This is a genomic window from Halarsenatibacter silvermanii, assembly GCF_900103135.1.
In the GTDB taxonomy this organism is placed as follows: Bacteria; Bacillota; Halanaerobiia; order Halanaerobiales; family Halarsenatibacteraceae; genus Halarsenatibacter; species Halarsenatibacter silvermanii.
In genome coordinates this window covers 79,742-103,964 of sequence record NZ_FNGO01000002.1, presented here as the reverse complement: position 1 = coordinate 103,964, position 24,223 = coordinate 79,742, and the positions used below count along the sequence as shown (strand labels likewise).

The 24,223-nt window shown below is 47.4% G+C and carries 22 protein-coding genes; all 22 read left to right on the top strand.

The annotated features are described in order from the left end of the window. Positions 1-4 precede the first annotated feature (4 nt). The 22 genes from BLT15_RS01465 (at position 5) to BLT15_RS01360 (ending at position 24,184) form a co-directional block, all read left to right on the top strand. Positions 5-2,410 carry a glycoside hydrolase family 31 protein gene (locus BLT15_RS01465; protein WP_089757958.1) on the top strand — a complete coding sequence of 802 codons (2,406 nt, stop codon included), beginning with the start codon at positions 5-7 and terminating at the stop codon, positions 2,408-2,410. A 150-nt stretch (positions 2,411-2,560) separates the two neighbouring features. After that, entirely contained in the window at positions 2,561-3,115 is a 555-nt protein-coding gene (locus BLT15_RS01460; protein WP_089757956.1) for a rubrerythrin family protein, read from the top strand. 81 nt (positions 3,116-3,196) lie between these two features. After that, positions 3,197-3,547, top strand: a complete 351-nt coding sequence (locus BLT15_RS01455) for a class II SORL domain-containing protein (protein ID WP_089757954.1) — start codon at positions 3,197-3,199, stop codon at positions 3,545-3,547. A 235-nt stretch (positions 3,548-3,782) separates the two neighbouring features. Beyond that, complete coding sequence (locus tag BLT15_RS01450; RefSeq protein WP_159429758.1) at positions 3,783-4,628, top strand: pseudouridine-5'-phosphate glycosidase; 846 nt, start codon at positions 3,783-3,785, stop codon at positions 4,626-4,628. Positions 4,629-4,711: 83 nt separating this feature from the next. Then, the gene (locus BLT15_RS01445) at positions 4,712-6,121 is read left to right on the top strand and encodes a glucose-6-phosphate isomerase (RefSeq protein WP_089757951.1); all 1,410 of its coding nucleotides are present in this window, start codon (positions 4,712-4,714) and stop codon (positions 6,119-6,121) included. Positions 6,122-6,144: 23 nt separating this feature from the next. Then, positions 6,145-7,581 (top strand): serine/threonine-protein kinase, encoded by a 1,437-nt coding sequence (locus tag BLT15_RS01440; RefSeq protein WP_159429757.1) that lies wholly within the window; start codon positions 6,145-6,147, stop codon positions 7,579-7,581. 40 nt (positions 7,582-7,621) lie between these two features. Then, complete coding sequence (nadE, locus tag BLT15_RS01435) at positions 7,622-8,401, top strand: NAD(+) synthase (protein ID WP_234985455.1); 780 nt, start codon at positions 7,622-7,624, stop codon at positions 8,399-8,401. Positions 8,402-8,526: 125 nt separating this feature from the next. After that, positions 8,527-9,498, top strand: a complete 972-nt coding sequence (locus BLT15_RS01430; protein ID WP_089757947.1) for an ABC transporter substrate-binding protein — start codon at positions 8,527-8,529, stop codon at positions 9,496-9,498. Next, positions 9,498-10,109, top strand: coding sequence for a bifunctional adenosylcobinamide kinase/adenosylcobinamide-phosphate guanylyltransferase (gene cobU, locus BLT15_RS01425; protein ID WP_159429756.1), 612 nt, complete (start codon positions 9,498-9,500; stop codon positions 10,107-10,109). The genes BLT15_RS01430 and cobU overlap by 1 nt, the downstream gene beginning before the upstream one ends. After that, positions 10,106-10,921, top strand: a complete 816-nt coding sequence (cobS, locus tag BLT15_RS01420) for an adenosylcobinamide-GDP ribazoletransferase (protein WP_089757944.1) — start codon at positions 10,106-10,108, stop codon at positions 10,919-10,921. The genes cobU and cobS overlap by 4 nt, the downstream gene beginning before the upstream one ends. A gap of 89 nt (positions 10,922-11,010) precedes the next feature. Beyond that, positions 11,011-11,631, top strand: a complete 621-nt coding sequence (gene cobC / locus BLT15_RS01415) for an alpha-ribazole phosphatase (RefSeq protein ID WP_089757942.1) — start codon at positions 11,011-11,013, stop codon at positions 11,629-11,631. Between the two features lie 51 nt (positions 11,632-11,682). Beyond that, on the top strand, positions 11,683-13,431 hold the full coding sequence (locus tag BLT15_RS01410) for an ABC transporter ATP-binding protein (RefSeq protein WP_089757940.1): 1,749 nt from the start codon (positions 11,683-11,685) through the stop codon (positions 13,429-13,431). Continuing rightward, entirely contained in the window at positions 13,428-14,066 is a 639-nt protein-coding gene (locus BLT15_RS01405; RefSeq protein WP_089757938.1) for a lysophospholipid acyltransferase family protein, read from the top strand. The genes BLT15_RS01410 and BLT15_RS01405 overlap by 4 nt, the downstream gene beginning before the upstream one ends. Positions 14,067-14,117: 51 nt before the next feature. Further along, the gene (gene lpxK, locus BLT15_RS01400; protein WP_089757936.1) at positions 14,118-15,293 is read left to right on the top strand and encodes a tetraacyldisaccharide 4'-kinase; all 1,176 of its coding nucleotides are present in this window, start codon (positions 14,118-14,120) and stop codon (positions 15,291-15,293) included. Between the two features lie 27 nt (positions 15,294-15,320). Then, positions 15,321-16,112: a 3-deoxy-manno-octulosonate cytidylyltransferase gene (gene kdsB / locus BLT15_RS01395; RefSeq protein WP_089757934.1), complete on the top strand. Its 792-nt coding sequence runs from the start codon at positions 15,321-15,323 to the stop codon at positions 16,110-16,112. Continuing rightward, positions 16,087-16,926 (top strand): 3-deoxy-8-phosphooctulonate synthase, encoded by an 840-nt coding sequence (gene kdsA, locus BLT15_RS01390; RefSeq protein WP_089757932.1) that lies wholly within the window; start codon positions 16,087-16,089, stop codon positions 16,924-16,926. The genes kdsB and kdsA overlap by 26 nt, the downstream gene beginning before the upstream one ends. Position 16,927: 1 nt before the next feature. Further along, a complete protein-coding gene (locus BLT15_RS01385; RefSeq protein ID WP_089757930.1) occupies positions 16,928-17,932 on the top strand; it encodes a KpsF/GutQ family sugar-phosphate isomerase in 1,005 nt (334 codons plus the stop codon). A 24-nt stretch (positions 17,933-17,956) separates the two neighbouring features. Then, entirely contained in the window at positions 17,957-18,910 is a 954-nt protein-coding gene (locus tag BLT15_RS01380; protein ID WP_143422989.1) for a lysophospholipid acyltransferase family protein, read from the top strand. Between the two features lie 25 nt (positions 18,911-18,935). Beyond that, a complete protein-coding gene (locus BLT15_RS01375) occupies positions 18,936-21,380 on the top strand; it encodes a glycosyltransferase N-terminal domain-containing protein (RefSeq protein ID WP_089757927.1) in 2,445 nt (814 codons plus the stop codon). After that, positions 21,370-22,446 carry a glycosyltransferase family 9 protein gene (locus BLT15_RS01370; RefSeq protein ID WP_089757925.1) on the top strand — a complete coding sequence of 359 codons (1,077 nt, stop codon included), beginning with the start codon at positions 21,370-21,372 and terminating at the stop codon, positions 22,444-22,446. Before BLT15_RS01375 ends, BLT15_RS01370 begins: the two co-directional genes overlap by 11 nt. After that, positions 22,437-23,321, top strand: a complete 885-nt coding sequence (locus BLT15_RS01365; protein WP_089757924.1) for a lipopolysaccharide kinase InaA family protein — start codon at positions 22,437-22,439, stop codon at positions 23,319-23,321. The genes BLT15_RS01370 and BLT15_RS01365 overlap by 10 nt, the downstream gene beginning before the upstream one ends. Beyond that, positions 23,318-24,184, top strand: a complete 867-nt coding sequence (locus BLT15_RS01360) for a hypothetical protein (protein WP_089757922.1) — start codon at positions 23,318-23,320, stop codon at positions 24,182-24,184. The genes BLT15_RS01365 and BLT15_RS01360 overlap by 4 nt, the downstream gene beginning before the upstream one ends. The last annotated feature ends 39 nt before the right edge of the window (positions 24,185-24,223 follow it).

Genomic DNA, 24,223 nt, shown 5'->3' with positions numbered 1-24,223 from the left:
TCAAATGGACAGCCAGGAGTTTAAAGCTCAGGGACAGGCAGAGCGACCTTTTCAGTATCAATATCGCGCGCTTGATTTTGCCGAGCTGGCTCGGGGAGGAGCAGTAGATCTGGATAAACATCGTCTGGAAGTGATCTGGCAGGCCCGGGGTATAGTCCGGGTGGTGGCCGGGAAAAAAGAAGAATTTTCCCGGGATTCAACCCCGGCTGTTAGTGCTGAGGTCGAATCTCCGGAGATAACATATGAAAAAACTGATGAAAAAATGAAACTCTCCGGTCCGGATTTGACGGTGATTGTCTGTAAAAGTCCTTTCCAGATCAATTTCTACGATAAGAACGATGAACTAATCCACGCCGATGTTCCCGGTTCGGCTCTCGGCAGCCGTCGAGATGAATTCAGGACCTGTAAGGAGCTCAGGACCGAAGAAAGAATTTATGGTCTGGGCGAGAAGACAGGTTTTCTTGATAAAAGAGGGAAAACCTACCGGATGTGGAACACCGATGAAGCTTCCCCTCATGTACCTTCAACTGATCCTCTGTATGTTTCTATTCCCTTTTATATTGGCTTTAAACCTGAATACAGCTACGGAATATTTTTTGACAACAGTTATCCATCCAGCTTCGATGTGGCTGATTCACGCTCCGGACAGCTTATTTATACCTGTGAGGGCGGCAATTTAGATTATTACTTTTATGCTGGACCGGAGCTGGCCGAAGTCGTCAAAAAACACACCTGGCTTACCGGCAGACATCCTTTGCCGCCTCTGTGGTCGCTGGGTTATCATCAATCCCGTTACAGCTATTATCCGGAGTCGGAAGTAAGGGAGCTGGCCAGCAGAATGGAAAAAGAAAATATTCCCTGCGATGCCATCCATCTGGACATTCATTATATGGATGGATTCAGGGTTTTCACCTGGGATGAGCAGCGGTTTCCCGATCCGAAAACTCTGGCCGAAGAACTATCACAGAGCGGTATCAACCTCATAAACATTATTGACCCCGGAGTTAAAAAGGATCCCGAATATGATGTTTATAGAGAGGGGATGGAGGAGGATTATTTTCTGCGCCGTTCTGATGGCAAAATCTACACCGGTGAAGTCTGGCCGGGAGAAAGCGTTTTCCCGGACTTTACCAGAGAAGAAGTGCGGGAATGGTGGAAGAAACTGCACGAAAATTATCTGGAACAGGGAGTGCGCGGTTTTTGGAATGACATGAACGAACCGGCAGATTTCAACGAGCGCAGGACTCTGCCGAATGATGTACTTCATGATAACGATGGAGATGCTGATTCTCATCGTCGCTTTCACAACCTGTATGCTCTTCTCGAGGCTAAAGCCACGCGAAAAGCCATCCGCGAACAGAGACAGGAAAGACCTTTTGTTTTGAGCAGAGCCGGATTTGCCGGCATCCAGCGTCAGGCTGCCATCTGGACAGGTGATAACCGCAGCTTCTGGCAGCATTTAGAGATGAATATACCGATGCTGGCCAACCTGGGGATGAGTGGTGTTGGTTTTTGTGGAAGTGATGTGGGAGGTTTTTCCGATGACTGCAGCGGAGAACTGCTGGCACGCTGGACTCAGCTGGGAGCTCTGATGCCGTTTTTCCGCAATCATACCTGCATAGGCACCAGAGCTCAGGAGCCCTGGGCTTTTGGGGAGCCCTTTACTTCCATAATTAGACGCTATATTGAGTTTCGTTACAGACTTCTGCCCCATATATACAGCTTATTCTATCTTATGAGCAGGGAAGGAATGCCTATCTGGCGGCCGCCGCTCTGGCATTATCCGGAAGACGATCGGCTTCACAATATCAACGACCAGATAATGGTCGGTGAAAGCTTGCTTGCCGCACCTGTATGCCGTCCGGACTCTCGTGAACGCCGGGTGTATCTGCCCAAAGGCGGCTGGTATAGTTACTGGACCGGTGATTATTATCGCGGCGGACAGAGCTGGGTGATGGAAGCTCCCCTGGAGAGAATGCCCCTGTTCATAAAAGAGAACTCTGTGATCTTTGAAGATCCCGATCCTGACATGCAGGCACCTGCAGGTGGTTTTGAAAGGCTGAGGTTTAGATTATTTCCCGGCAGAGTTGAAAGCCGCGACAGCACACATCTTTATCTGGACGATGGTATTAGTTTTGATCATCAGCAGGGAGAATATGATCTTTACGAAGTTCAGCTTGTCAGCCGGTCCGGAAGCTTTACCATGGAACTTGAAACCGTTCATACCGGCTTTTCCGACTCACCTGAGAAGATCGAGCTGGTCTGCGCCGGGCTGGAACAGCCGCCCGAGCAGATCAAATTGAACGGAGACGAGGTCGGAGCTGAGGATTATACTCTGCAGAAAGGCGAGCTAACACTTTTTACAGAAGTAAAACTGTCCAGCGGGCTCAAACTGGAGCTCAAAATTTGATATGAGAATAATTTTTTGGCATTGCAGTTAAAATAGTCATCAGTGAAAAATCTTGACAAATAACGGTTTCGATGTTATTATACTTTCAGAGAAATAATTATTATTAAGCAGAACCTGGTAAATACATCAACATATAAAAGAGGTGAAAGCATGGTTGAGAACGATATGACGTCAGAAAATTTGCGTTCGGCATTTGGCGGAGAGAGTCAGGCCTATCAGAGATATCAGGTATGGGGTAGCAAAGCTGACGAGGAAGGCTATCCGATGGTTGCGACTCTTTTCAAAGCAGTTGCTCATGCTGAACAGGTTCATGCTCGCAATCATTTTGAGGCTATGGATAATGTTCAGGGAGATCACCTGGTAGCTTCCGGCGCAGTGTTCGGCCTCAACGACACAGCGGAAAATCTGGCCGGAGCTATCGAGGGAGAAAGACATGAAATAGATCAAATGTATCCTGCTTATTCCCTGGTTGCAAAAAATCAGGAGGAAAATGAGGCTGTAAAGACATTTCATTATGCTCTGGAAGCTGAAAAAGCACACGCTGATCTTTTCAGCGAGGCCAAAGAAGCGGTAGAGCGCGGCTCCGATTATGATATAGATTATCTCGGCGTCTGCGAGGTCTGCGGTTTTACCATCAAAAATGAGATTCCGGACTACTGTCCTATCTGTGGCGAATCTCACGACGAATTTGAAAAGTTTTCTTAAAAAAGAGCTCCAACATCAATGCTCCCGCAGTTTGGGGAGAAGATAAGCGATTCAAAAATTTGCCAGGAGGGAAAAATTATTATGAGTTATTATGATATCCAAAAGCTCGATGATCCTGCTGATAAGACTACTCTGGAGAAAAAGCATGTACCTCACATAGTTGCCCCCGATACAGTCGAAGCTGGAGAACTCTTTGAAGTCACCGTAAAAATGGGTAATGAAATAGATCATCCCATGGAAGAGGGACATTTCATCCAGTATCTGGAACTTTATGCTGATTACTATCAGATAGCCAGAGTCGATTTCACTCCCGAGACTCAGGCCTGTGCCACGCTGATGATAAAGCTGGAAGAATCCTGTACACTGAGAGCTTTTGAGTTCTGTAACCTTCACGGCCAATGGGAAGCTGCCAAGGAGATCACAGTAGAGTAAAACCGGCATCTCCTTTCTGCAGTTTTGCTCTGGCAGGGTGCGGTGCCGCAGTTCGAATTATTTGATAGCGATAATATGGATTTCATATAAAATTGAAATTTAACGATTCCGGCCCGAAAGGGTCGGTTTTTATTTTGGTTCAATTCGCGGGTTTCCCGGAGAGGCGGGTAATTTTTCGATTATCGATAGAGGAAAACAGCCAGATATCTGGAATAAATCAATGAGGTGGGTTAACTTGACAGCTATAAAAGTTTCTGAACAGCTGGAAAGAAAAATATACAAAACCGGCAGGCCGGTGGTGACGCTGGAAACAGCATCATTGATCCACGGGCTTCCTCATCCTGAAAATTTAGAGTTTTTTCTCCGGCTTCAGAAAATCATAGAAGAAGAAGGGGCGCTTGCCGCCGGTGTCGGAGTTTATGAAGGTGAGCCGAAGGTAGGATTGACCGATGAAGAATTGAAGGTATTAGCTTCAAAGGAAAAGACTGCCAGAGTTGACCGCTGTAATCTGGCATCTGCTGCAGCCAAAAGCCGATCGGGCGGGGCCGCTGCTGACGCAGCAATTTTTATGGCGGAATCAGCCGGATTTAATTTTCTGTTGACGGGAGAAAATGGCCTCAAGGGTGATACTTTTGCAGGTGATCATGAAAGTTTTCCTGCTGCGGTGCTGCAGGAGCTAGCTCGAAGGCCGCTGCTGACTATTTTTTCTGGAGTTCAACCGTCTTCCGATGCTGATCAAATTTATGTGAGATTGAAAAGTCGGGGCGTGGAAGTTGTAGGTTTTAGAACCGATGATCCTTCGGAAGGTGAGAATTCAGAAGGGAACGAAGCTCTGCCCAATTCGGTCAATTCGGTTCAGGAAGCTGCTGAAATTTTTAGAACTCAGCGGCAGCTTGATATGCAGACGGGCATGCTGCTCATCAGTGATTTCGCAAAAAAGACCGGCAAGGGGAAGTCCTGGCCCGGGAAAAATGGCAGCGGAGAATATCCAGAGGCTGAAATGCTGCTGCTGGAAAAAAATGCTCGACTGGGAGCAGCTCTGGCTCTGGCTTACAGACGACTTCAGGTTTATGGTGATTGAGCCTGGCAGAACAGCTGATAATGCGGTCTATTTTAATTTTTTTATGTCAGTAATCACAATTCCAAAAATGGGGGTATAAATTGATGAGCTCTGAAGACAGTCATTCTGCTATCGAGCTGGATGTCAGCAATATGTTCAGGGAGAATTTGCAGGGGGATTACGGTTTTAACACCGATGACATAGAGGAAAAAAAAGCGGCTGTCAGCGATGCTCACAGCTGCATTGAAAGGGAACAACCGGGTTTTATGAAACTTCCCTTCGAACAGGACCAGGTCGTCGATGATATTAAAGATTTGAGAGATGCGATGATCAAAGAGGTGGACAATTTTGTAGTTCTGGGCATAGGGGGTTCTGCCCTGGGCAATATAGCAGTCCAGACAGCTCTCAACCCCCCTTATTACAACGAGAATTGTGAATTTAGAGGAGCAAGCCCTCGCCTGTACGTCCCTGACAACGTGGATCCAGTGCGTTTTGCCTCGCTTCTCGATAACCTGAATTTAAGCAGGACAATTTTCAACGTAATATCAAAATCAGGCACCACCGCTGAAACCATGAGCCTCTATCTTATCGCCCGGGACAGGGTGGCTCAGGAGGTGGGAGAAGAAAAAGTACAGGATCATTTTATAGCCACAACCAGCTCCTCTTCCGGTTATCTTCTTAAAATAGCCGAGCGGGAGGGCTTTCCCGAGTTTTATATCCCCGAAGATGTGGGAGGCAGATTTTCTGTTCTTTCCCCCGTGGGGCTGGTATCATCGGCTTTCTGCGGTGTTGATATTGAAGGACTGCTGGCCGGAGCAGCCGACATGGCCCGTCGCTGCCAGGAGGAAGATGTGTGGAATAATCCCGCCTATATGCACGGACTTCTGCATTATCTGGCCTATCAACAGGGCAAGGATATCTCCGTGATGATGCCCTACAGTCATCAGCTTAAAGATGTTGCCGACTGGTATCGACAGCTGTGGGCTGAGTCGCTGGGCAAGGCTGAAACCAGGGAAGGTCAGCAGATAAATGCCGGTCAGACACCTGTCAAAGCCCTGGGAGCTACCGATCAACATTCTCAGCTTCAGCTTTATATGGAGGGGCCCCGCGATAAAGTTGTCAATTTTATCGAGGTTGCAGAACACGATCGAGATGTTGAAATTCCCGGGTTTTACGATGATCTGGATGGAGTGAATTATCTCGGCGGCAGCAGTCTGGGTGAGCTTCTAAATATCGAAAAGCGTGCTACAGAGATGGCGCTCTCTCAACGCGGCCGGCTTAACTGTACAATTAAGATGCCGGAAGTAAATCCCCATACTCTGGGACAGCTTTTTTATATGCTGGAGCTTGAAACCGCACTGGTCGGGGAACTGCTCGATATAAATGCCTTCAATCAGCCCGGAGTTGAGCTGGGTAAAAATTATACCTATGGAGTAATGGGGCGGGAAGGTTATGAGGATAAGAAAGAAGAATTTGAACAGCAGTCCCGGTCAGAATCGAAGTATACCATATAACGATAGTCTGACAGCTGGCGGAGGTGGAAATTGTGACTGAGAGGGATGAATACATCGAGATAGAAATACGGGGAGATAAATTTTACGCCCGCCCTATTTTCTCGGGTCAGCAGCCCCGCTCCCGTATAATGAAAGAAGTTGTGGAAGAGATCGAGGATGAGCTAAGCTGGTGGCCCTCGGATGATAGGGGAGTCTTCATGGGAATCGAAGGGGTTATTCGGCATCAGGGTGATTATTATCTTATTTTTCCCGAGGAATGCCGGCAGGAGCAGCTTACTTTCAGCGCGGATCAGAAGCTGTCACCCGAGCTCATCTGGCGCTGGTGGCGCAGGATATCTGCTTCTCTGGCAGAGGCGCTGCCGGCCGAAGTTGAGGAGAAGGGCGAGGATATCCCTCTCATAAAGATCGAGCATCTGCGCTGGAGTGAAGGGGGAGATATAAAACTTCTGCCTCCCAGCACCGCCGATTATCTGCTTTTGTACAGCGAAGATGACAGACCCCGGCTGTCGGAGGAAAGCTATCGCCCTCCTGAACTGATCAGCAGAGAGAGGGAGAATTTGAATGCGGAAAAAGTAGCGGTTTTTAATCTGGCTGTGATAATTTATTATCTGTTAACGGGAGAATCTCCCCATGCTGGCAGGGATAGATCTGAAATAGTCGAAAGGGTTAGAAAAGGAAGAATGAAACCGGTCGAATTTTCCCGGCCCGAGCTCGCCGAGGAATTTCGAGATCTGTTGCGTTCCTGTCTGGAAGCGGAACCAGAAAAAAGGCCTGATTTTTCCGAGCTCAGCAGAAAACTGGCTGAGCTGGAAGAAGGAGAGGTAGTTAAATCTGAAAATGAAATCGATCGCGATAAACTCAAAAGACAGCATAAAATATTTAATATTAAAAAGTTTCTGCGCTATCAGGTTCGGCGCAAATGGCCGGTGATGGCGGTTATCGGGATTCTTATGATAGGCCTGCCGCTTTTTTTCTTTACAGCCGGCCCGGAGGAATTTATCACACCTCAACACGAGCCCGAAGAGGTAGCGGAATACTACTATCAGGCGGTCAATGAAAAAAATGTAAATCTTCTCGAAGACACGACCGGCATGGATCTCGGGGAGCTGAGAAGAATGGTCTCAGAGACCCATGTTATGGAAACAGTGCAGCAGTTTTATCATCTTGATGAGATAGAGGAGAATGGAGAAGAGCCATCTGAGGAAGATCTGGAGGAAAGGTTGGAAACCCTTTTCGGCGTTGAGGATCTCGAGCTTGAACACAGTCAGGAAGATCCGCCGATTATAGAGGCAAATTATACTTTTTTCTTCCAGAGAGAGGAAGAGGTGGTTCGCTGGCAGGCTGAGGACGAGATATATCTGCGGGAAGCAGATGGACGCTGGCAGATTGAGCAGATGCGAGGTTTTATGGAAAATGTGATCCAGGGCGAGCTGCCCAGAGTGGAAGAAAGCGAGGATTAAAATTCGATATCGATCGAATGAGATTGGGAGGTTTTAACTGGTGGATTCTGCTGATGATCTGGAATATAATAAGGCTCATGACTATGATGAAATAGCTGCAAATCTCTGTAGCTGGATTGTTGATAGGGTTGAGGATGCCGGTAAAAGCGGAGGGGTTTTGGGTTTGAGCGGCGGACTTGATTCTGCGGTGACCGCAGCTTTAATACAGCGGGTTTTTCCCGAAAACAGCCTGGCGGTCATAATGCCCTGCGGCAGCAGCGCTGACAGCATCGAGGATGCTGAGCTGGTTGCAAAGAAGATCGGTATAAATGTAAAAAAATTGCAGCTCGACGAAGTCTATGATAACCTCCTTTTTAAACTGCGGAAGCTGGAACCGGGTGAGGACCGGCTGGCCTCTGCCAATATCAAGCCCAGACTCAGGATGACTTCCCTCTATTATCTGGCTGCCCGCCGTGATGCTCTCGTGATAGGCACCGACAACTGGAGTGAGTTGACCACCGGTTATTTTACCAAGCACGGCGATGGTGGCGTCGATATCGCACCGCTGGGCCGTTTGGTCAAGAACGAGATCAGAGTTTTGGCCCGGCATCTGGGCATACCGGAGCGAATTATAGAAAAGAAACCGACGGCCGGCCTCTGGCAGGATCAATCTGACGAGAAGGAGATGGGTTTCAGCTACAAAACTCTCGACAGGTATATTTTGACCGGTGAGGCTGAGCCGGAGCTGGAGGAAAGAATAAAAAAAATGAAAGATTCTACCAGACATAAAATTGAGCCTCCGCCTGTACCGGCGAGAGAAAAAATTCTCGGAGGGGATTAGATTATGGAACCCTTTCAGGCGATAATTATGAGTTTTGTATTTTTTGGATTTGCTTATTTTCTTTATCGGAGAGGAAAATAATTTTTGAGCATCCAATTTTTTAGAGACAGGAGGTATCTCTGTTGATGATTTCCGGTGTATTTTCTGCAGATCGACGAGTTTTTTGTACCGCTGTAGTTCTGGCAATCATAGCAGTACTTCTTCCGGGCTTTTTGGGTTTCTCTGCTGAAGCTTTCGAGCCCCAGGAGATCACAGATGATCTGGGCGAGGTGATAGAACTCACAGAAGCGCCGGAAAGAATCGTATCTTTAGCTCCCAGCCTGACAGAAATGCTTTATGGTATAGGTCTGGGGGATAAGGTTGTCGGAGTAACCGAGGTATGTGACCATCCTGAAAAGATGCTGGCTGAAGTCAGGGAGGGAAAGGTCGATACAATCGGAACCACGGTGGATCCCAATATAGAGAAGATAGTGGAGCTGCAGCCTGATTTGATTATGGCAGCAGGAATTAATCCGGTCGAAGATATCATCAGACTCAGAGAACTCGATCTGGTGGTGGCAGGATTTGATCCTGCTGATCTGGAAAGCACTTTTTCTGTTATTGAGAGGACCGGCAAAATGACCGGTTATAGAGAGACAACTGGCGAGGTCAAGAATGAGATGCAGGATAAACTGAGCAAAATTGAAGAATTGGTAGCCGGGCGGGAAAAAACGCCGGGGGTTTTTTATGAGATCTGGAGTGAGCCCCTGCAGACAGCCGGAGCAGATACCTTTATAGATGATATGATCGAGCGGGCCGGCGGCAGAAATGTAGGGGCCGAGGCAGGTTCGGGCTGGCCGCAGTTTAACCTCGAAAAACTTCTGCTGGCAGATCCGGAGGTTTACATTTCCACTCCTCACAGCGGGGAGAACAATGTATCCGCGGAGGGAATAAAAAACAGAGAACATTTTTCTGCACTTACAGCTGTCCAGGAGGACAGAGTGCATATGGCAGATCAGGACCGCCTCAGCCGACCCGGTCCCAGGGTTATAGATGGCTTGAAAGAGCTGGTCGGAGCAGTTCACCCTCAGCTGACCGATGAACTGGAGGACATATGATGATCATATTTATTTCTGGCGGAGCCCGCAGCGGCAAAAGCGGGCTGGCGGAGAAAATAGCTCATCAGCGTCAAAAAGAACTGGAGGGGGATGTTTACTATCTTGCTACAGCTTCGGCCGGAGATGATGAGATGAGCAGCAGGATAGCCGCTCATCGAGAAAGACGCCCGGACTCCTGGTTGACCGTCGAGGAAGAGCTCAATCCGGCCGGGCCGCTGAAGGAATTGGCTCAGCCTGAAGGCCTGAGCCGGGAAGACACCCTGATTCTGGACTGCATAACCCTGCTCATCAGCAATCATATCGGAGCTGTTTCTGACTCCGATGAGATTACTGCCGACGAGGGAGAACTGACAGAAAGAATTATCGACTCTCTGCATAGACTGACAGATATTAGCCAGGATAAAGATGCTGCTCTCATAATGGTGGCCAACGAGGTCGGTCTGGGCGTGGTTCCTCTCAGCTCGCTGGGGCGTCTGTTCCGGGATGTGGCCGGAAGAATAAACCGGCGCATGGAGCAGATGGCCGATAAAAGTTATTTTATGATCTCCGGCCGTCCTGTCAATCTGGAAGAAATATCCGCTTCCCCGCTAACCGGAGATGAAATTTTATGAGCAAAAAAAGATCTTTTAAGTTTGATTCGTCGGTCAACCGCGAGCTGCGTGCTTTAATATCGGGAATCAGTTTTTTAACCAGGCTGCCGCTGCCCGATTTTATCCATGCCCGGATGGACGATCAAAATGCCCGTCTGGATTTTCGCAGGTCTCTTTACTGGTTTCCCGTGGTAGGAATGCTGCTCGGTGCAATTCTGGCTTTGATAGATCGGCCGCTGCTTCTGATTTTCCCGCGGCCGCTGGCAGCAGGCCTGCTGCTGCTTTTTTATCTTGTTTTAACCGGAGGACTGCATCTTGATGGACTTATGGACAGCGCCGATGGCCTGCTCAGCGGACGTCCTCCTGAAAAGATTCCTGAGATAATGCGCGACAGCAGCTCAGGTGCTTTTGCCGTGCTGGCCGCTATCATTTATCTGCTGCTCAAGTTTCTCTGTTTCTGGCTTCTAATTGATAGCTGGCGGATCGGTGGACTGATAATTATGCCGGTTATAAGTCGTCTGATCATGGCCGTGGGGCTGATCAAACTGCCGGTGCTTTCTGATAGCCTGGCTGAAGTCTTTTCTGCCCGACTCAATTTCGCCCGGATGCTTCATCTGGCTGCTGCGGCACTGGCGCTGATCCTGCTGCTGCCGACTTTTGATTTACTCCCTTTCCATGTTATAATTATCTCTGCTGCGACAGCTCTGGTTTTTACGGTGCTGATAAGTCGCGGTGTAATTTCGCTGCTGGGCGGGATGACGGGCGATATCTTCGGTATGTTGAATGAGGTTGATGAACTTATCGTGTTGATTGTCCTGCTGGGTCTGCAGTGATATTTCGCCGCTCCGGGGCAGCCTAAAGGTGTTGTTTTAAAGGATGAAAAAACAATCATATATTTTTGGGAAGGAGATCCCACATTACCATGAGCGAAAAGAAAGAACTGATTTTGATCAGACATGGAGAGACAGAATGGAATAAAAATAAAAGGTATCAGGGCCAGGAAGATGTAGCTTTGAATGATACCGGCCGTCAGCAGGCCAGGCGGGCTGCTGAATTTATCGCAGAGGAAAATATTGACAAAGTATGCAGCAGCGATCTCAGCCGGGCCCGGGATACGGCGGCGGCAATAGCCAGATCGCGTCAGCTGGAGGTAAAAGAATATCCCGGTCTGCGCGAGATCGATTTCGGCCGCTGGGAAGGAAAGAATTACGAGACGATACGCGAGGAATACGGCGATCGGTTTGATAACTGGCTGGATGATCCGGGAGAAGTATCTCCGCCGGGAGGAGAGGACATGTACGAATTTATGGACAGGGTCAGCAGCGCTCTGACAGAGATTCTAAGCGGGAACGGCGAAGAAAAAATAGCTGTGGTTGCTCACGGTGGAGCCTTAAGGATATATCTTATTCATCTTCTGGGGATTCCGCTGGAGCGCTATACCAGGCTTTATTTCAATAACGGCAGCATATCCCGAATTGATTTTTATGAGGGCAAGCCGGTGGTCAGGCTTGTCAACGGCACCTTTCATCTCAACGGTGTTTAAGGCAAAATATTTAGTTCTGGCAATCCGCAGGGAAAGCAGGGGAAAATTATTATGGATATTGCGCTGAGGATTTTCGAATATATAAAATCATATAAAAAAAGAGCGGCTCTCGCGGTTCTCTGCATGCTGATTCATTCTTTTGTCACCGTGTTTTTCGTCCGCGTCTTTCAGGAGCTGATCGAAACGATTATTTCGGGGCTGGCCGAAGAGGGCGAAGGTTTTACCGTGCTGACCATGATTGCTGCCGCGATGCTGATCGTATATTTTATTAAAGGAGTCGTTTATTATTTTCAAAAGTATTTGAGCAAATATGTCTCCCATCGGGTAATGCTCGATATCCGCAACGATCTGTACGCTCATCTGCAGAGGCTATCTCTCAGTTTTTATAATCAGCACAAAACCGGTGAACTAATTTCCCGGTTGACCAACGATGTTAAGGTGGTTCAAAAAGCTCTGATCAAGACCACTGTAACCTTTATATACAAGCTTTTTACGGTCATAGGGGGCATAATCTATCTGCTTTATCTCAATGTGAGGTTAACTCTTTTTCTCTTAATTGTGCTTCCGGCCGTGGCATATATTATCAAGGTTTTCAACACAAAAATTCGCCGGGTCAGCAGGCGAGCTCAGGTCAAGATAGCTGATGTTTCCGATGTTATTCAGGAGACTGTATCTTCTATGAGGGTAATAAAATCCTTCGGCCGGGAAGATTATGAATATCAACGCTTTTCTGAGAGCAATGAGGGAGATTTTAAGGCCAGACTCAAGGGATCACAGTACAAAGCTATGCTCTCGCCGCTGGTGGAATTTGTAGCTTCTATAGCCTTTACTATCATTCTCTGGTACGGCGGACTGGAGGTTCTTCGCGGCAATATGGCCGCTTCCGAGCTGATAGCTTTCTTCACCATGCTGCTGGCCATGACCGGCCCCATCAAATCGCTTTCGCAGATAAATGCCAAGATACAGAAGGCGCTGGCAGCAGGGGAGAGGATCTTCGAAACTCTGGATTATGATGATATTATAACGCCGCCGCAGTCCGGCTTAAAGCCTGAAACCATAGAAGGTCAGGTCGTTTTCGATGATGTATCCTTTGCCTACCGGGAGGACGAGCGGGTGCTAAAAAATATAAATCTTGAAGTTGAACCCGGCGAGGCCATCGCGCTGGTTGGCCCCAGCGGAGCCGGCAAGTCCACCCTGGTGGATCTAATACCCCGTTTTTATGATCCCACCGAGGGCGAGGTGCGCCTGGACGGCAATGATGTCCGGGAACTTGACATGGACTGGCTCAGGGCCAATATAGGTATCGTACCCCAGGAGACTGTTCTTTTCAGCGGCACGATCCAGGAAAACATCGCCTACGGCAATTTTGAAGCCGGAGAAAAGGAGATAAAAGAGGCCGCCCGGGCTGCCAATGCCCATCATTTTATCAGCGAATTTCCCGACGGGTACGAGACGAGGGTGGGCGAGCGCGGAGCCGGACTCTCCGGAGGTCAGCAGCAGCGGGTGGCAATAGCCAGAGCGCTGCTCAAAGACCCCAAAATCTTGATCTTCGATGAGGCGACCTCTTCGCTGGATGCCGAATCTGAACAGATGGTCCAGGATGCTCTTGCGCGGCTGATGGAGGACAGAACTACCTTTATCATAGCCCACAGACTCAGCACCATAATCAATGTCAACAATATCGTGGTCCTGGAGGATGGCCGGATGATCGAACGCGGTGATCACGAAACTCTGATAGATCGCGACGATAAATACGCTTCTTTATATCGCAATCAGCTTTTAAAGGAGCAGACTGTATGAGTCGAGCTCTGCTGCTGGAAAAATTGATCAGATTAACTCACCTTACCTACCGCCGCCGATCTCCTAACTGGGAGAGAGCGCGCAGAGAGACCGAAGAGGGCGGTATTTTTCTGGTCTGGCACTGTTTTATCTGGCCTCTGGTTCATTATTTCACCCTCAGAGCCAGAGAAGAGGGGATCAGCTTCGTTACTCTGGCCAGCATGAGCGAGGACGGCCAGCTGATAACGGATGTGCTCCATCGCTTTGACTGGAGAGTTGTGCGCGGCTCGAGCAGCCGCGGTGCCATACAATCCTTGCGCAAGCTTCTCAATGAGCTGGCCGAGGAGCGCCGGGTTTTTATCACCCCTGATGGTCCCAAAGGACCTCCCCGCAGGATCAAGCCGGGGCCTGTGCTGCTGCAGAGAAAATCAGAGCTGCCGATGATACCTGTGGGGACGGCGGTAGACCGCGCCTATACTTTTTCCAGCTGGGATGAGTTTCGGCTGCCCTGGCCGGGCAGCAGAATTTCGATTTACTTCGGCCAGCCGATCACAGAACTCGCTGATCATGGCAAAGAAGAGGCCTGTCGGTATGTAGAAACCAGAATGGAGCAGGCACACGAACAGGCTGAGAAGCTGCTCGAACAAACCAGTTGATTTGTTTTTTTTTGCCGCGGAAAGAGTTGATGTTCCGGGGAGTGAAAATTTGTGGATCTCGAAGCAGGACTTGAGAAACTGATATCCAGTGATAATCCCTCTCCTGTCTGGCTGCCGCTATTTGCATTCCTGCGGACGCTGGCTGTAATCTATGGTCTGGCGGTGGCTGTCCGCAATTTTTTTTATGATAAAGGCTTCATATCTTCTGCTTTAGTGGAGCCGGCAGTAATAAGTGTCGGTAATATTGTTGTGGGCGGCACCGGCAAAACGCCTGCCGTTATGGCGCTGGCGGAAAGATTTCAAAAACAGGGATATAAGCCGGCTGTTGTCAGCCGAGGATACGGCCGCAATATTGAAAAGCCGCTGCTGGTATCGGATCAAAAATCGGTTCGGGCGGGCCCGGAGAAAGCCGGCGATGAAGCTTTTATGCTGGCTTCCCGCCTGGAAAAGATTCCCGTGGTGGCCTGCAACAGCAAGTCCAGAGCTGCCAGCTGGTCTGCAGATAATTTAGAAGTTGATGTCATACTAATAGATGATGGTTTTCAGCATCGTGCTCTGGCTCGAGATTATGATCTGGTACTGCTCGATGCCACCGCTCCTTTTGGGCACGGCCATCTGCTTCCCAGAGGTCTTTTGCGGGAAAAAGTGAATTCATTAAAGAGAGCCGATGGAATTTTGATTACCAGGTCAGATCAGGTGGAAAATAAACGTCTGGATTATATAAAGACCAGGATCAAAAAGGTAAATGCTGATATTCCCCTCTGTTTGAGCAGATATAAGGTTAAAAGTCTATACGATCCGGCCGGCAGTCATTACTCGCCTGAGCTGCTGGAGGACAGCAGCATAATAGCTTTCAGCGGCATCGGCAATCATGAAGCTTTTTTACAGACTCTGCAGGAGCTGGGAAGCAATATTTTCGAAGAGGTGGCCTTTTCAGACCACCATGATTATACCAGGGGAGATTTTGTCCAGAAATTTATCGGCAAAGGAGCAGAGAAATCCCGCCTGCTGGATCAGGATTCTCCAGGGCTGGTGGTGACCACGGAAAAAGATATGACCAGAATAACTCCTGAGATAGAACAATTTTTTCAAAGATATGATAAAAGGCTTTTGGCAGTAGAGGGCAGGCTGGAATTTATCGATGAGGAAGGCAAAGAGGAATATGAAAATTTTGCGGGTGAAATGCTGTCCGCTCTGGAGCAGGCAGCGGCTGAAGCCCGGAATTGAATAAAATTATTTGGAGGAATCGGATTAATGAAAAGCACTGGCATCATACCGGCCCGTTACGGCTCAAACCGGTTTCCCGGCAAGCCGCTGGCTGAAATAGCCGGTAAAAGTATGATCGAAAGAGTTTATCAGCGCACGGCCAAAACGGAAAGTCTGCATGATGTTATCGTGGCCACCGATGATCATAGAATAAAAAAAGAAGTGGAGGATTTCGGCGGTCGGGCTGTTATGACCGATCCCGGGCACAGCAGCGGCACCGACCGGATAGCCGAGGTGGCCGCCGGGCTCGACTGTGAGCTGGTCGTTAATGTGCAGGGAGATGAACCGCTTATCCGCCCGGAGATGATAGAAAAGGCTCTCAGGCTTTTGCGCGAAGACGAGAAAGCGGTCATGTCGACTCTAGCCTCGCCGCTTTCCCGGAAAAAAATAGAAGATAAAAACCGGGTCAAAGTAGTCAGGGATAGAGACGGTTATGCCCTTTATTTTTCTCGCGCTCCCATACCCTCTCATCCGGAGAATTCTGACCCTCCCGGGCGAGAGAAAAGCCTGGCGGAACCGGAGGGAGGACCGCTTTTACATATCGGTATGTACGTTTACCGTCGAGATTTTCTGCTTGACTTTACCGAACTCGATCCCACCCCTTTAGAAAAATGCGAATCGCTGGAACAGCTCAGGGCTTTAGAAAACGGCTGCAGGATAAGGGTGGGTGTCTGCGAACATCACGGACCGGGAGTGGACAGACCCGGTGACATCAAATCCGTGGAAAAACTTCTGGCCCAGGAGGGAATAACAGATGACGAAGAGAATAAAGCTGAATGATGATATAATTTTTGGAGATCCCGAAAGCCCGCCCGTGCTGCTGGCCGGGCCCTGTTCGCTGGAAAGCCGGGAGCTGGCCATGACCACAGCCAGCCGCATGAAAGAGATCGCCGAAAGACTCAACTTTCCCTATGTTTTCAAATCTTCCTACGATAAAGCTAACAGATCTTCTATAGATTCTTTTCGAGGACCGGGGCTGGATAGAGGTCTGAGAATTCTGGCAGATATAAAAGAAAAATTTTCCCTGCCGGTTCTTTCCGACATTCACAGCCCGGAACAGGCTGAAATAGCCGGCGAAGTTCTGGATATAGTTCAGGTTCCGGCGTTTTTATCCCGTCAGACCGATTTAGTTCTAGCTGCAGGCGAGACTCAGAAAATAGTCAACGTCAAAAAGGGACAGTTTCTGGCTCCCTGGGATATTGAGCAGGTGGTCGAAAAAATAGAGAGTACTGGCAATCATAAGATCATATTAACCGAGCGAGGGGCAATTTTCGGCTACAACAATCTGGTGGTAGATATGAGATCTCTGGTGCGCATGCAGGAAACCGGTTATCCGGTGGTCTTCGATGCCACCCACAGCGTCCAGCTTCCCGGCGGACAGGGTGATCGGTCCGGCGGCGAAAGAGAATATGTAAGGCCATTAGCCCGGGCGGCAGCTGGAGTCGGCATTCAATCCCTTTTTGTAGAGACTCATCCCGAGCCTTCGCAGGCGCTCTGTGACGGTCCCAATATGGTGCCGCTGGACAATATGGAAGAACTGCTTAAAGAGGTCAAGGAGCTGGATATGATCAGCAGACGGGGTGGTGAACGATAGAATGGAGAATAAATCCGGCAGGCCGGACGAAGTTTCCCTGGCAGGAGCTCTGGAAAGAAGTCGGCAGGTTCTTTTCGATGAAGCTGAGTCCGTCCGGAAACTATCCGAATCAATCGACGGCAGTTTTCGCCGGGCGCTCGAAAAAATAATGGCGAGTTCAGGCCGAATGCAGCTGACAGGGGTGGGCAAATCAGGGCTTATTGCCCAGAAAATTGCCGCCACCATGTCAAGCACCGGCACGCCTGCTTATTTTATTCACGCCGGCGAGGCCCTGCACGGGGATCTCGGCATGGTCACCGAGGATGATATTGTGCTGGCCATTTCCTACAGCGGAGAAACCGAGGAACTTCTCAAACTGGTGCCCGCGGTAAAAAGAATTGGAGCTGAACTTTTTGTGCTCACCTCCAATCCCGCTTCGACGCTGGCTGACAGGGCCGATTTAGTGCTGGAAAATACCGTTGAAGAAGAGGCCTGTCATCTCGATCTGGCTCCCACCTCCAGCACCACCGCTGCCCTGGCTTTAGGAGATGCTCTGGCCATGGGATTGGCCTATTTAAGGGGACTGGATTCTTCCGATTTTGCCCTTTACCATCCCGGAGGCAGTCTGGGCCGCAGATTACTGACCACGGTGGATGATGTGCTGGAGATTAGACAGCAAAACCCCCGGGTAGAAGACGAAGCAACCGTGCAGCGGGCTCTTTTTGTCATGACGGACAGCAGAATGGGTTCGACCTCGGTTATAGATGAGAAAGGCGAACTGGTCGGCATTATAACCGACGGAGATGTGCGCCGTGCTGTCAGAAATGAGAGCCAGGATCTGCTGCAGGAAAATGTGCAGAGAGTGATGACGCCTTCACCCATCTCCGTCCAGCCCGATGTGCTGGCGGCTGAAGCTCTTAAACTGATGGAAAACCGGGAGATAAATCATCTGCCGGTTACCGATGAAGAAGGCTGTCCGGTGGGCATGCTGAACTTTCAGGATCTGCTCCGAGCGAGAGTCTGGTAAAAAAGCCCTCTTAATATATTGGTTTTGCTCAATTTAAAAAATAAAGATAAAATGGACTGGAGATGGATGAAATATATGGCCGCTAAAAATGACAACCACAAGAATTTGCTGGCTGGAGTTAAAAATAGAGCTGCGGGAGCGGTTTTTGACGCTGTCTGCATTCTCGTAAATTTTCTGCCGGAGAAATTACTGGCAGGGACCGGCAGTTTACTGGGCAAAATTGGCTACATTTTGGGAGTTCGCCGCGAGACAGCCAGAGATAACATGGAAAAGGCTCTGGATGAGCTTGATGCGAAGGAGATAGACTCCAGGCTCAAAGGCTGCTATAAACATTTGGGGCAGGCAGCGATTGAATTCCTGCTGTTAAAGAGTAAACAGGGCTCTCTCCGCCGGCATTTTGATATTACAGGCGAAGAATATATCGAATCAGCCAGAAATATGAGCGAAAGCGGCGGGGTCATCATTTATACCGCCCATCTGGGCAACTGGGAATGGATGGGCTGTCTCATCTCTGAACTGGGATATCCTGTCACCGCCATAGCCAGAACTCATAAACGAGCAGCGATTAATGAGCGTATAAATAAACTGAGAGAAAGTCACGGAGTCGACCTTGTCGACCGCAAAAAAGGAATAAAAGATTCCATCAAAGCGCTGAATAAAGGCGATCTGCTGATAATTATAGGTGATCAGCACGCCTCCAAAGGCCTGCCCATGGACTTTTTTGGCCGCCCGGCGAGCGTACACAGAGGGGCGGTTAAGATGGCAGCTCGCTATGATGTTCCCATAGTTCCTGCTTTTTCGATAAGGTCGGGTTTTGCCCGTTATAGGCTGGAAATAAAACCGGCGCTGAAAGTGCCGAAGGATCTTGATCTGGAGACTGAAAAGGAATGGCTGAAAAGACTGCTGAGGATTACCGAGGAGCAGATAGCCGAAAATCCCGAGCAGTGGCTCTGGCTTCACCGCCGCTGGAAAGTATGATCAACCGAGGAGATGCTGAACGACGATGAAAAGAGCACTGATTTATTTCATATACAATATAATTACTCTGGCTGCGATTTTGATTTTCAGTCCCTATTTAATTTATCTGCTGGCCCGGGGAAGAAAAGACGAGATTGGCGAACGGCTGGGAGTAACGGATTTTGCCGATAGTCAGAAATTAAATGGGAGCCAGGTGATCTGGCTGCACGGAGCTTCGGTGGGAGAGATGAAGGCAGCCGGCGAGGTGATGAGAGAACTGCAGGACAGGGCCGAGGATGATTATTATTTTCTGGTGACGACCATGACTCCGCAGGGACGCAGGCTGGCCCGAAATCAGCTGACGAAAGCCGACCATATCTGCTATTTGCCGGCTGATTTTCCTCCCTTAATTTACTTTTTTATACGCCGGCTTCAGCCCGACGTTCTGCTGCTTCTGGAAACCGAACTATGGCCGGGCGTAATACGCGAATCAATTAGAAGAGGCACCCGGGTGGCAGTATTCAACGGAAGAATTAGCGATGACAGCTTCTCCAGTTACCGCAAAATCAAATTCCTGCTCGCTCCTTTTGTCAAATTGATTACCCGGTTTTTTATGCAGTCCCGGCGGGACTGTGAGCGGATCAAAAAACTGGGAGCTCCGGAGAAAAAAGTAAAGCTCAGCGGCAATATTAAGTACTCGGGAGCTTTGGAGGAGGCCAGCAGGGCTGAAGCCGATTTTGAGCTCAGAGGGAATCGTCCTGTTATCGTCGCCGGCAGCACTCATGATCCGGAAGAAAAGATTTTGCTGCGCATATTAAAGAAGCTGAAAGATCAGGATAAAGTCAGGAAACCGCTCCTGATTTTAGCCCCCAGACACGTCGAGAGAAGAGATGAGATAATTTCTTTGATGGAAGCAGAAAATTTTAACTGGCAGCAGCGCAGTGAGGGTGTCAGCCGGATCGAAGAGGAGACAGAAGTATTTTTGCTGGATACCATTGGAGAGCTGATAGGAGCCTACAAAGAGGCCGATCTGGCCTTTATAGGAGGCACTCTGGCCGAGGTAGGGGGGCATAATTTTCTCGAACCGCTCGCCTGCGGTATTCCCGTGATTTTAGGGCCGAGTATATATGAAATTGAAGATGATCTGGAGGAATTTGAAAGCATTGCCGACGGCCATTCGCTGAGTCTGGTTTCCGGGGAAAAAGAACTGACAGAAAAAATGCAGGAGTTTCTGGAAAGCGAAAATATATCTAATTTTACCGGTTCTGATTCCGCTCAAAAGATCCTGCATCGCCAAGGTCAACGGGTGAGAGATCAGATAGAGGAAATATTTTCACTTTTACCCTTAAGCCGGGAAGAAAAGAAAGTTCTCCTTATCAGATTGAGCGCTCTGGGAGATGTTATTCACACTCTGCCGGCATTCTCGCTGCTGGCCAAAAAGCGTTCAAAATATGAGCTGCACTGGCTGGTGGAGCCCCTGGCTGCTCCCCTGGTCAAAAACAGCAGTTTTGTGGATAAAACCAGAGTTTTTCCCCGCCATGAACTCCGGGGTGGAAATAGACTTAAAGGGATCGAGCGGCTCAAAAAATTATGCAGTTTTTTGCGGGAGATGGATGATCCCGGCTATGATTTGACCTTCGATATCCACGGTATTCTCAAAAGCGCTCTGCCTTCATCATTTGCCCGCGGCGATATAAGTTATGGTCGCTGTGACGGAAAAGAGGGGAGCAGACTGTTTTATAAACGGCTGCTCAGATTTTTTGAAGAAAAAGATGTGAGACACAAAGTGGAAGAAAATCTGGAATTGATGGCCTCTGCTTTAGGCTGTAGAGTTCCGGATTATAGTGATATCGATTACGGAATAAAACTGCCGGAGGGCTGGTATGAAGATCTGCCGGCAGAGCTGCGCGCTCTGCTCGATTTTTCTTCCCCGCAAAAGGAAGAAAACAGGGGCAGCACTCGGACTCCGATAGGAGTTATTCATCCTCTTTCCTCCTGGCCCAGCAAAAACTGGCTTATGGAAAGATACAGGCTGCTGGCTCAAAAGCTGCTGAAAGCCGGCTGGAAGATAATTTTCAGCGGCAGCAACGAGCAGCGGGGCAGATTACAGGGCACAGTAACTGCACTTCAGCAGGAGAGCCATTCCGGACGGATATATAACGCAGCCGGCAGAATAGATCTTCTAAAACTTTATGGAATTCTTAAAGAAGTTGACTTTTTTCTGGGAGCTGACACCGGTCCCATGCATCTGGCTGCTGCGGCAGATACAAAAGTTGCTGCCATCATGGGACCTACAGATCCGGAGGTATATGGTCCTTACTGCAGTACCAGCAGAGTTATTCGCAATAAAAAGCTTGATTGTCTGGTCTGCGGTGAAAAAAAATGCCCTCAGGGGCATCATCGCTGTATGCAGGATCTCAGTGTTGATGGAGTTTTACAGGAGATCAAAAATTTATTATCTGAGAGAGCAGCTGATATAGATGAACATTGATAAAGATTTTGAATCCGCCGGACAGGTTCTGGTCATAAATTTATTATATCTGGGGGATTTGATTTTTTCCCTGCCGCTTCTGAAGGAGCTCAAAAGTCAGTGCCCCCGGAAAGAATATCATCTTCTGGCTCTAGAACCCTTTGCCTCCCTTTTGGCTGCGGCTGATTTTGTCGATGAACTGATTGCCTGCGACAAAAAAGCCGGGATCAGTGAGGCAGTGAGGGTTGTTCGCAGTTTGAGAAAGGAAGGATATGATTTCAGTCTGAATATACATGGCAGCTGGCGCAGTCTTCTGCTTCAGCAGGCGATTTCCGCAAAAACAAAGGCCGGTTATGCGCGGGAAAGCTTTACCTTCCAGAGTTTGTTTTTGGATTATGCCAGAGATTGGTGCCCGGAAGAGGAACATATTGTTGATTATCAGCTGCGCTGGTTGAACGAGCTGGGGCTGGAAGTACCGGAAAATCCGCAGCTTCCCGGCGTCGAACCCCCAAAATCAGCCGGAATAAATATCGATCACATGTTAAACGACAACTTCTCCTCTGACTGGCGGAATGAACTGTTGATTTTAAATCCCGGCGGCAGCTGGCCGGGCAAACGCTGGCCTGTGGAAAAATTTATCGAGCTGGGCAGGCAGGTATTGACCCGTTTGGACGCGAAAATAGTAATTACCGGTGGAGAGAGCGACAGAGAGAGAAACAGCAGGATTGAACAGGGGATTGCCCGCAGGGTTGAGGAAAATTTACGGGACTCGATATTCCAGGCAGCCGGCAGAACTTCTATCCCCGAACTTCTGGCCTTAATGTCCAGAGCCAGGGTGGTGATCAGCGGCGATACCGGTCCGGCTCATGTGGCAGCTCTGGCCGGCACCCCACAGCTAACTATTTTCGGTCCCAGCGATGAAAGAAAGTATCATCCTTTCGCTTCTGAGAATAAATCTCGTATTTTAAAACGAGATATAGACTGTCGTCCCTGCGGTGAACATGAGTGTCCGCGGGAGCATCATCGCTGTCTTAAGGAAATTCAACCAGGAGAGGTTTTTGAGGAGATTAAAGTGTTATGGGCTTGAAAGAAAAGTTTAATTATCATTATAAATATCCCAATGATGTTGAAAACATATATTCGCTTAATATTGATTCCAGCACTAAAGCATTGTTTTTTGGAGGCGGATCAAACGTTGAGAGGACAGATTTTAATGCAATAATAGAAATGATTTTTAACTTTTCGGATGAAGGTGAATTAGTTTATAAAAATTCTAGAAATGTACTGAGATCTTTTCCGATTTCTTCAAAGTTCAATATACCCTCCAGACGATTGGTAATAAAAAAATTTGGGCAAAATAATTTTTACGATAATATAAGATTTAGATTATTTTCTTCTAGAGCGGTAAGATCTTTAAGCACAGCATATTCCTTAAAAGAACTAAAAATAAATGTTCCTAAACCAGTTGTTGCTGTAGAATTTCGAGAGAATTTTAGAAAGCTTATAAACTCATTTTATGTATGTGAGTTTATAGACTTTGATTTCAATCTTTGGACAGTCTATCAGAAGGCATCTAGAAAGAGGCAAAAATTATTGTTGTTTAATCTGGCTACATTGTTGAAAAAAATGCATGATTCCGGAATTATTCATGGTGATCTTCAGCCCAATAACATTCATTTTACTAAACATACTAATAAGGAAGAAAAAGAAAAAATACAGACATATTTACTGGACTTTAATAGAGCGAGTAGGGCAAAAGACCTTTCGGACAAAATTATAGCTAAAGATCTTTCCCGATTAAGGCTTCCAGATGATTTAATCAATTTATTTTTATCATTTTATAGAAAAGAAGATACAAAAAAGCTTGAAACTCTGATACGTAAGCACCTTAATAGCATCAATAAAAGAAAATCTTTTAAAAACAGTCTCAAAAATATTTTTTTTGCGGATGATCAATCATGAGCTTTTATAATAAATTGAACTGGCATTACGAATCAGTTATGTTTAGTGAATTAAATTATGAATCTTTAGTATTTCAAACAATTTATTCCTGTCTGGATATTGATGTCTCTGGAAATTGCTCATCAATTTATGAAAGTGATATGAATATGAAATTATTAAAAGTTGATAAAGGGCATAAAATATTTCGTTTGGAAATTAAGGGAAGAATATTTTTTCTAAAAGTTTATGCTGATAAAAACTGGAAAAGAAGATTGAAAAATACTTTCAGAGCATCTGAAGCACAAAGAATTATTAAGATAAGAAGTGGTCTGGAAGATAAAGGTATTAATACTCTGCCTGTTTTGCTGGCAGGGGATTATTCTGATAGCAAGTTTTTAAAGAAAAGCTTTATATTATCCAACTTTGTTCCAGGTATAAATATTGAAGATTTTTTAAATAATATTAGCTACCAAAATCTTAGAAGAAAAATTTTAAATTTATTTGCGAGGAAATTTTCTTTAATGTTAAATTATAGATATTTAAATGGTGATCCTTCTCTTATAAATTATTTTATTATTAAAAACAAAGGCAAGTTTGAACTGGTTTTGCTGGATTTGGACAATGTTAAAAAACTAAGATTTTTGCCTGTTTATTTCATTAAAAGAAATATTTCTAAATTATTGGCCATCATGTATGCACGAAATACATTAATTACTTTTGAAGAAAAAAAGATCCTGCTAGAAAAAATTGTGAGTAATTTAAAAAAGGATTTTTCCGATGACTTCATGAAAAAAGTGATGAAGCATGTTTATGACAGATTGCTCAAATGGGGTCTTTATGACGTAATTGATAAACACAAAGAATTTGAAAAAAATTATTCGTGATATGTAAAATGTTATAAATCATATTATGAGGTGGAAACT

Coding starts and splice junctions, on each gene's coding strand:
- kdsB (WP_089757934.1), top strand. CDS start 15,321: ATGAAAAGCACTGGCATCATACCGGCCCGTTACGGCTCAAACCGGTTT.
- BLT15_RS01445 (WP_089757951.1), top strand. CDS start 4,712: ATGAGCTCTGAAGACAGTCATTCTGCTATCGAGCTGGATGTCAGCAAT.
- BLT15_RS01430 (WP_089757947.1), top strand. CDS start 8,527: ATGATTTCCGGTGTATTTTCTGCAGATCGACGAGTTTTTTGTACCGCT.
- BLT15_RS01370 (WP_089757925.1), top strand. CDS start 21,370: ATGAACATTGATAAAGATTTTGAATCCGCCGGACAGGTTCTGGTCATA.
- BLT15_RS01405 (WP_089757938.1), top strand. CDS start 13,428: ATGAGTCGAGCTCTGCTGCTGGAAAAATTGATCAGATTAACTCACCTT.
- BLT15_RS01360 (WP_089757922.1), top strand. CDS start 23,318: ATGAGCTTTTATAATAAATTGAACTGGCATTACGAATCAGTTATGTTT.
- BLT15_RS01375 (WP_089757927.1), top strand. CDS start 18,936: ATGAAAAGAGCACTGATTTATTTCATATACAATATAATTACTCTGGCT.
- BLT15_RS01410 (WP_089757940.1), top strand. CDS start 11,683: ATGGATATTGCGCTGAGGATTTTCGAATATATAAAATCATATAAAAAA.
- cobC (WP_089757942.1), top strand. CDS start 11,011: ATGAGCGAAAAGAAAGAACTGATTTTGATCAGACATGGAGAGACAGAA.
- cobS (WP_089757944.1), top strand. CDS start 10,106: ATGAGCAAAAAAAGATCTTTTAAGTTTGATTCGTCGGTCAACCGCGAG.
- BLT15_RS01465 (WP_089757958.1), top strand. CDS start 5: ATGGACAGCCAGGAGTTTAAAGCTCAGGGACAGGCAGAGCGACCTTTT.
- BLT15_RS01385 (WP_089757930.1), top strand. CDS start 16,928: ATGGAGAATAAATCCGGCAGGCCGGACGAAGTTTCCCTGGCAGGAGCT.
- BLT15_RS01455 (WP_089757954.1), top strand. CDS start 3,197: ATGAGTTATTATGATATCCAAAAGCTCGATGATCCTGCTGATAAGACT.
- BLT15_RS01460 (WP_089757956.1), top strand. CDS start 2,561: ATGGTTGAGAACGATATGACGTCAGAAAATTTGCGTTCGGCATTTGGC.
- cobU (WP_159429756.1), top strand. CDS start 9,498: ATGATCATATTTATTTCTGGCGGAGCCCGCAGCGGCAAAAGCGGGCTG.
- kdsA (WP_089757932.1), top strand. CDS start 16,087: ATGACGAAGAGAATAAAGCTGAATGATGATATAATTTTTGGAGATCCC.
- BLT15_RS01365 (WP_089757924.1), top strand. CDS start 22,437: ATGGGCTTGAAAGAAAAGTTTAATTATCATTATAAATATCCCAATGAT.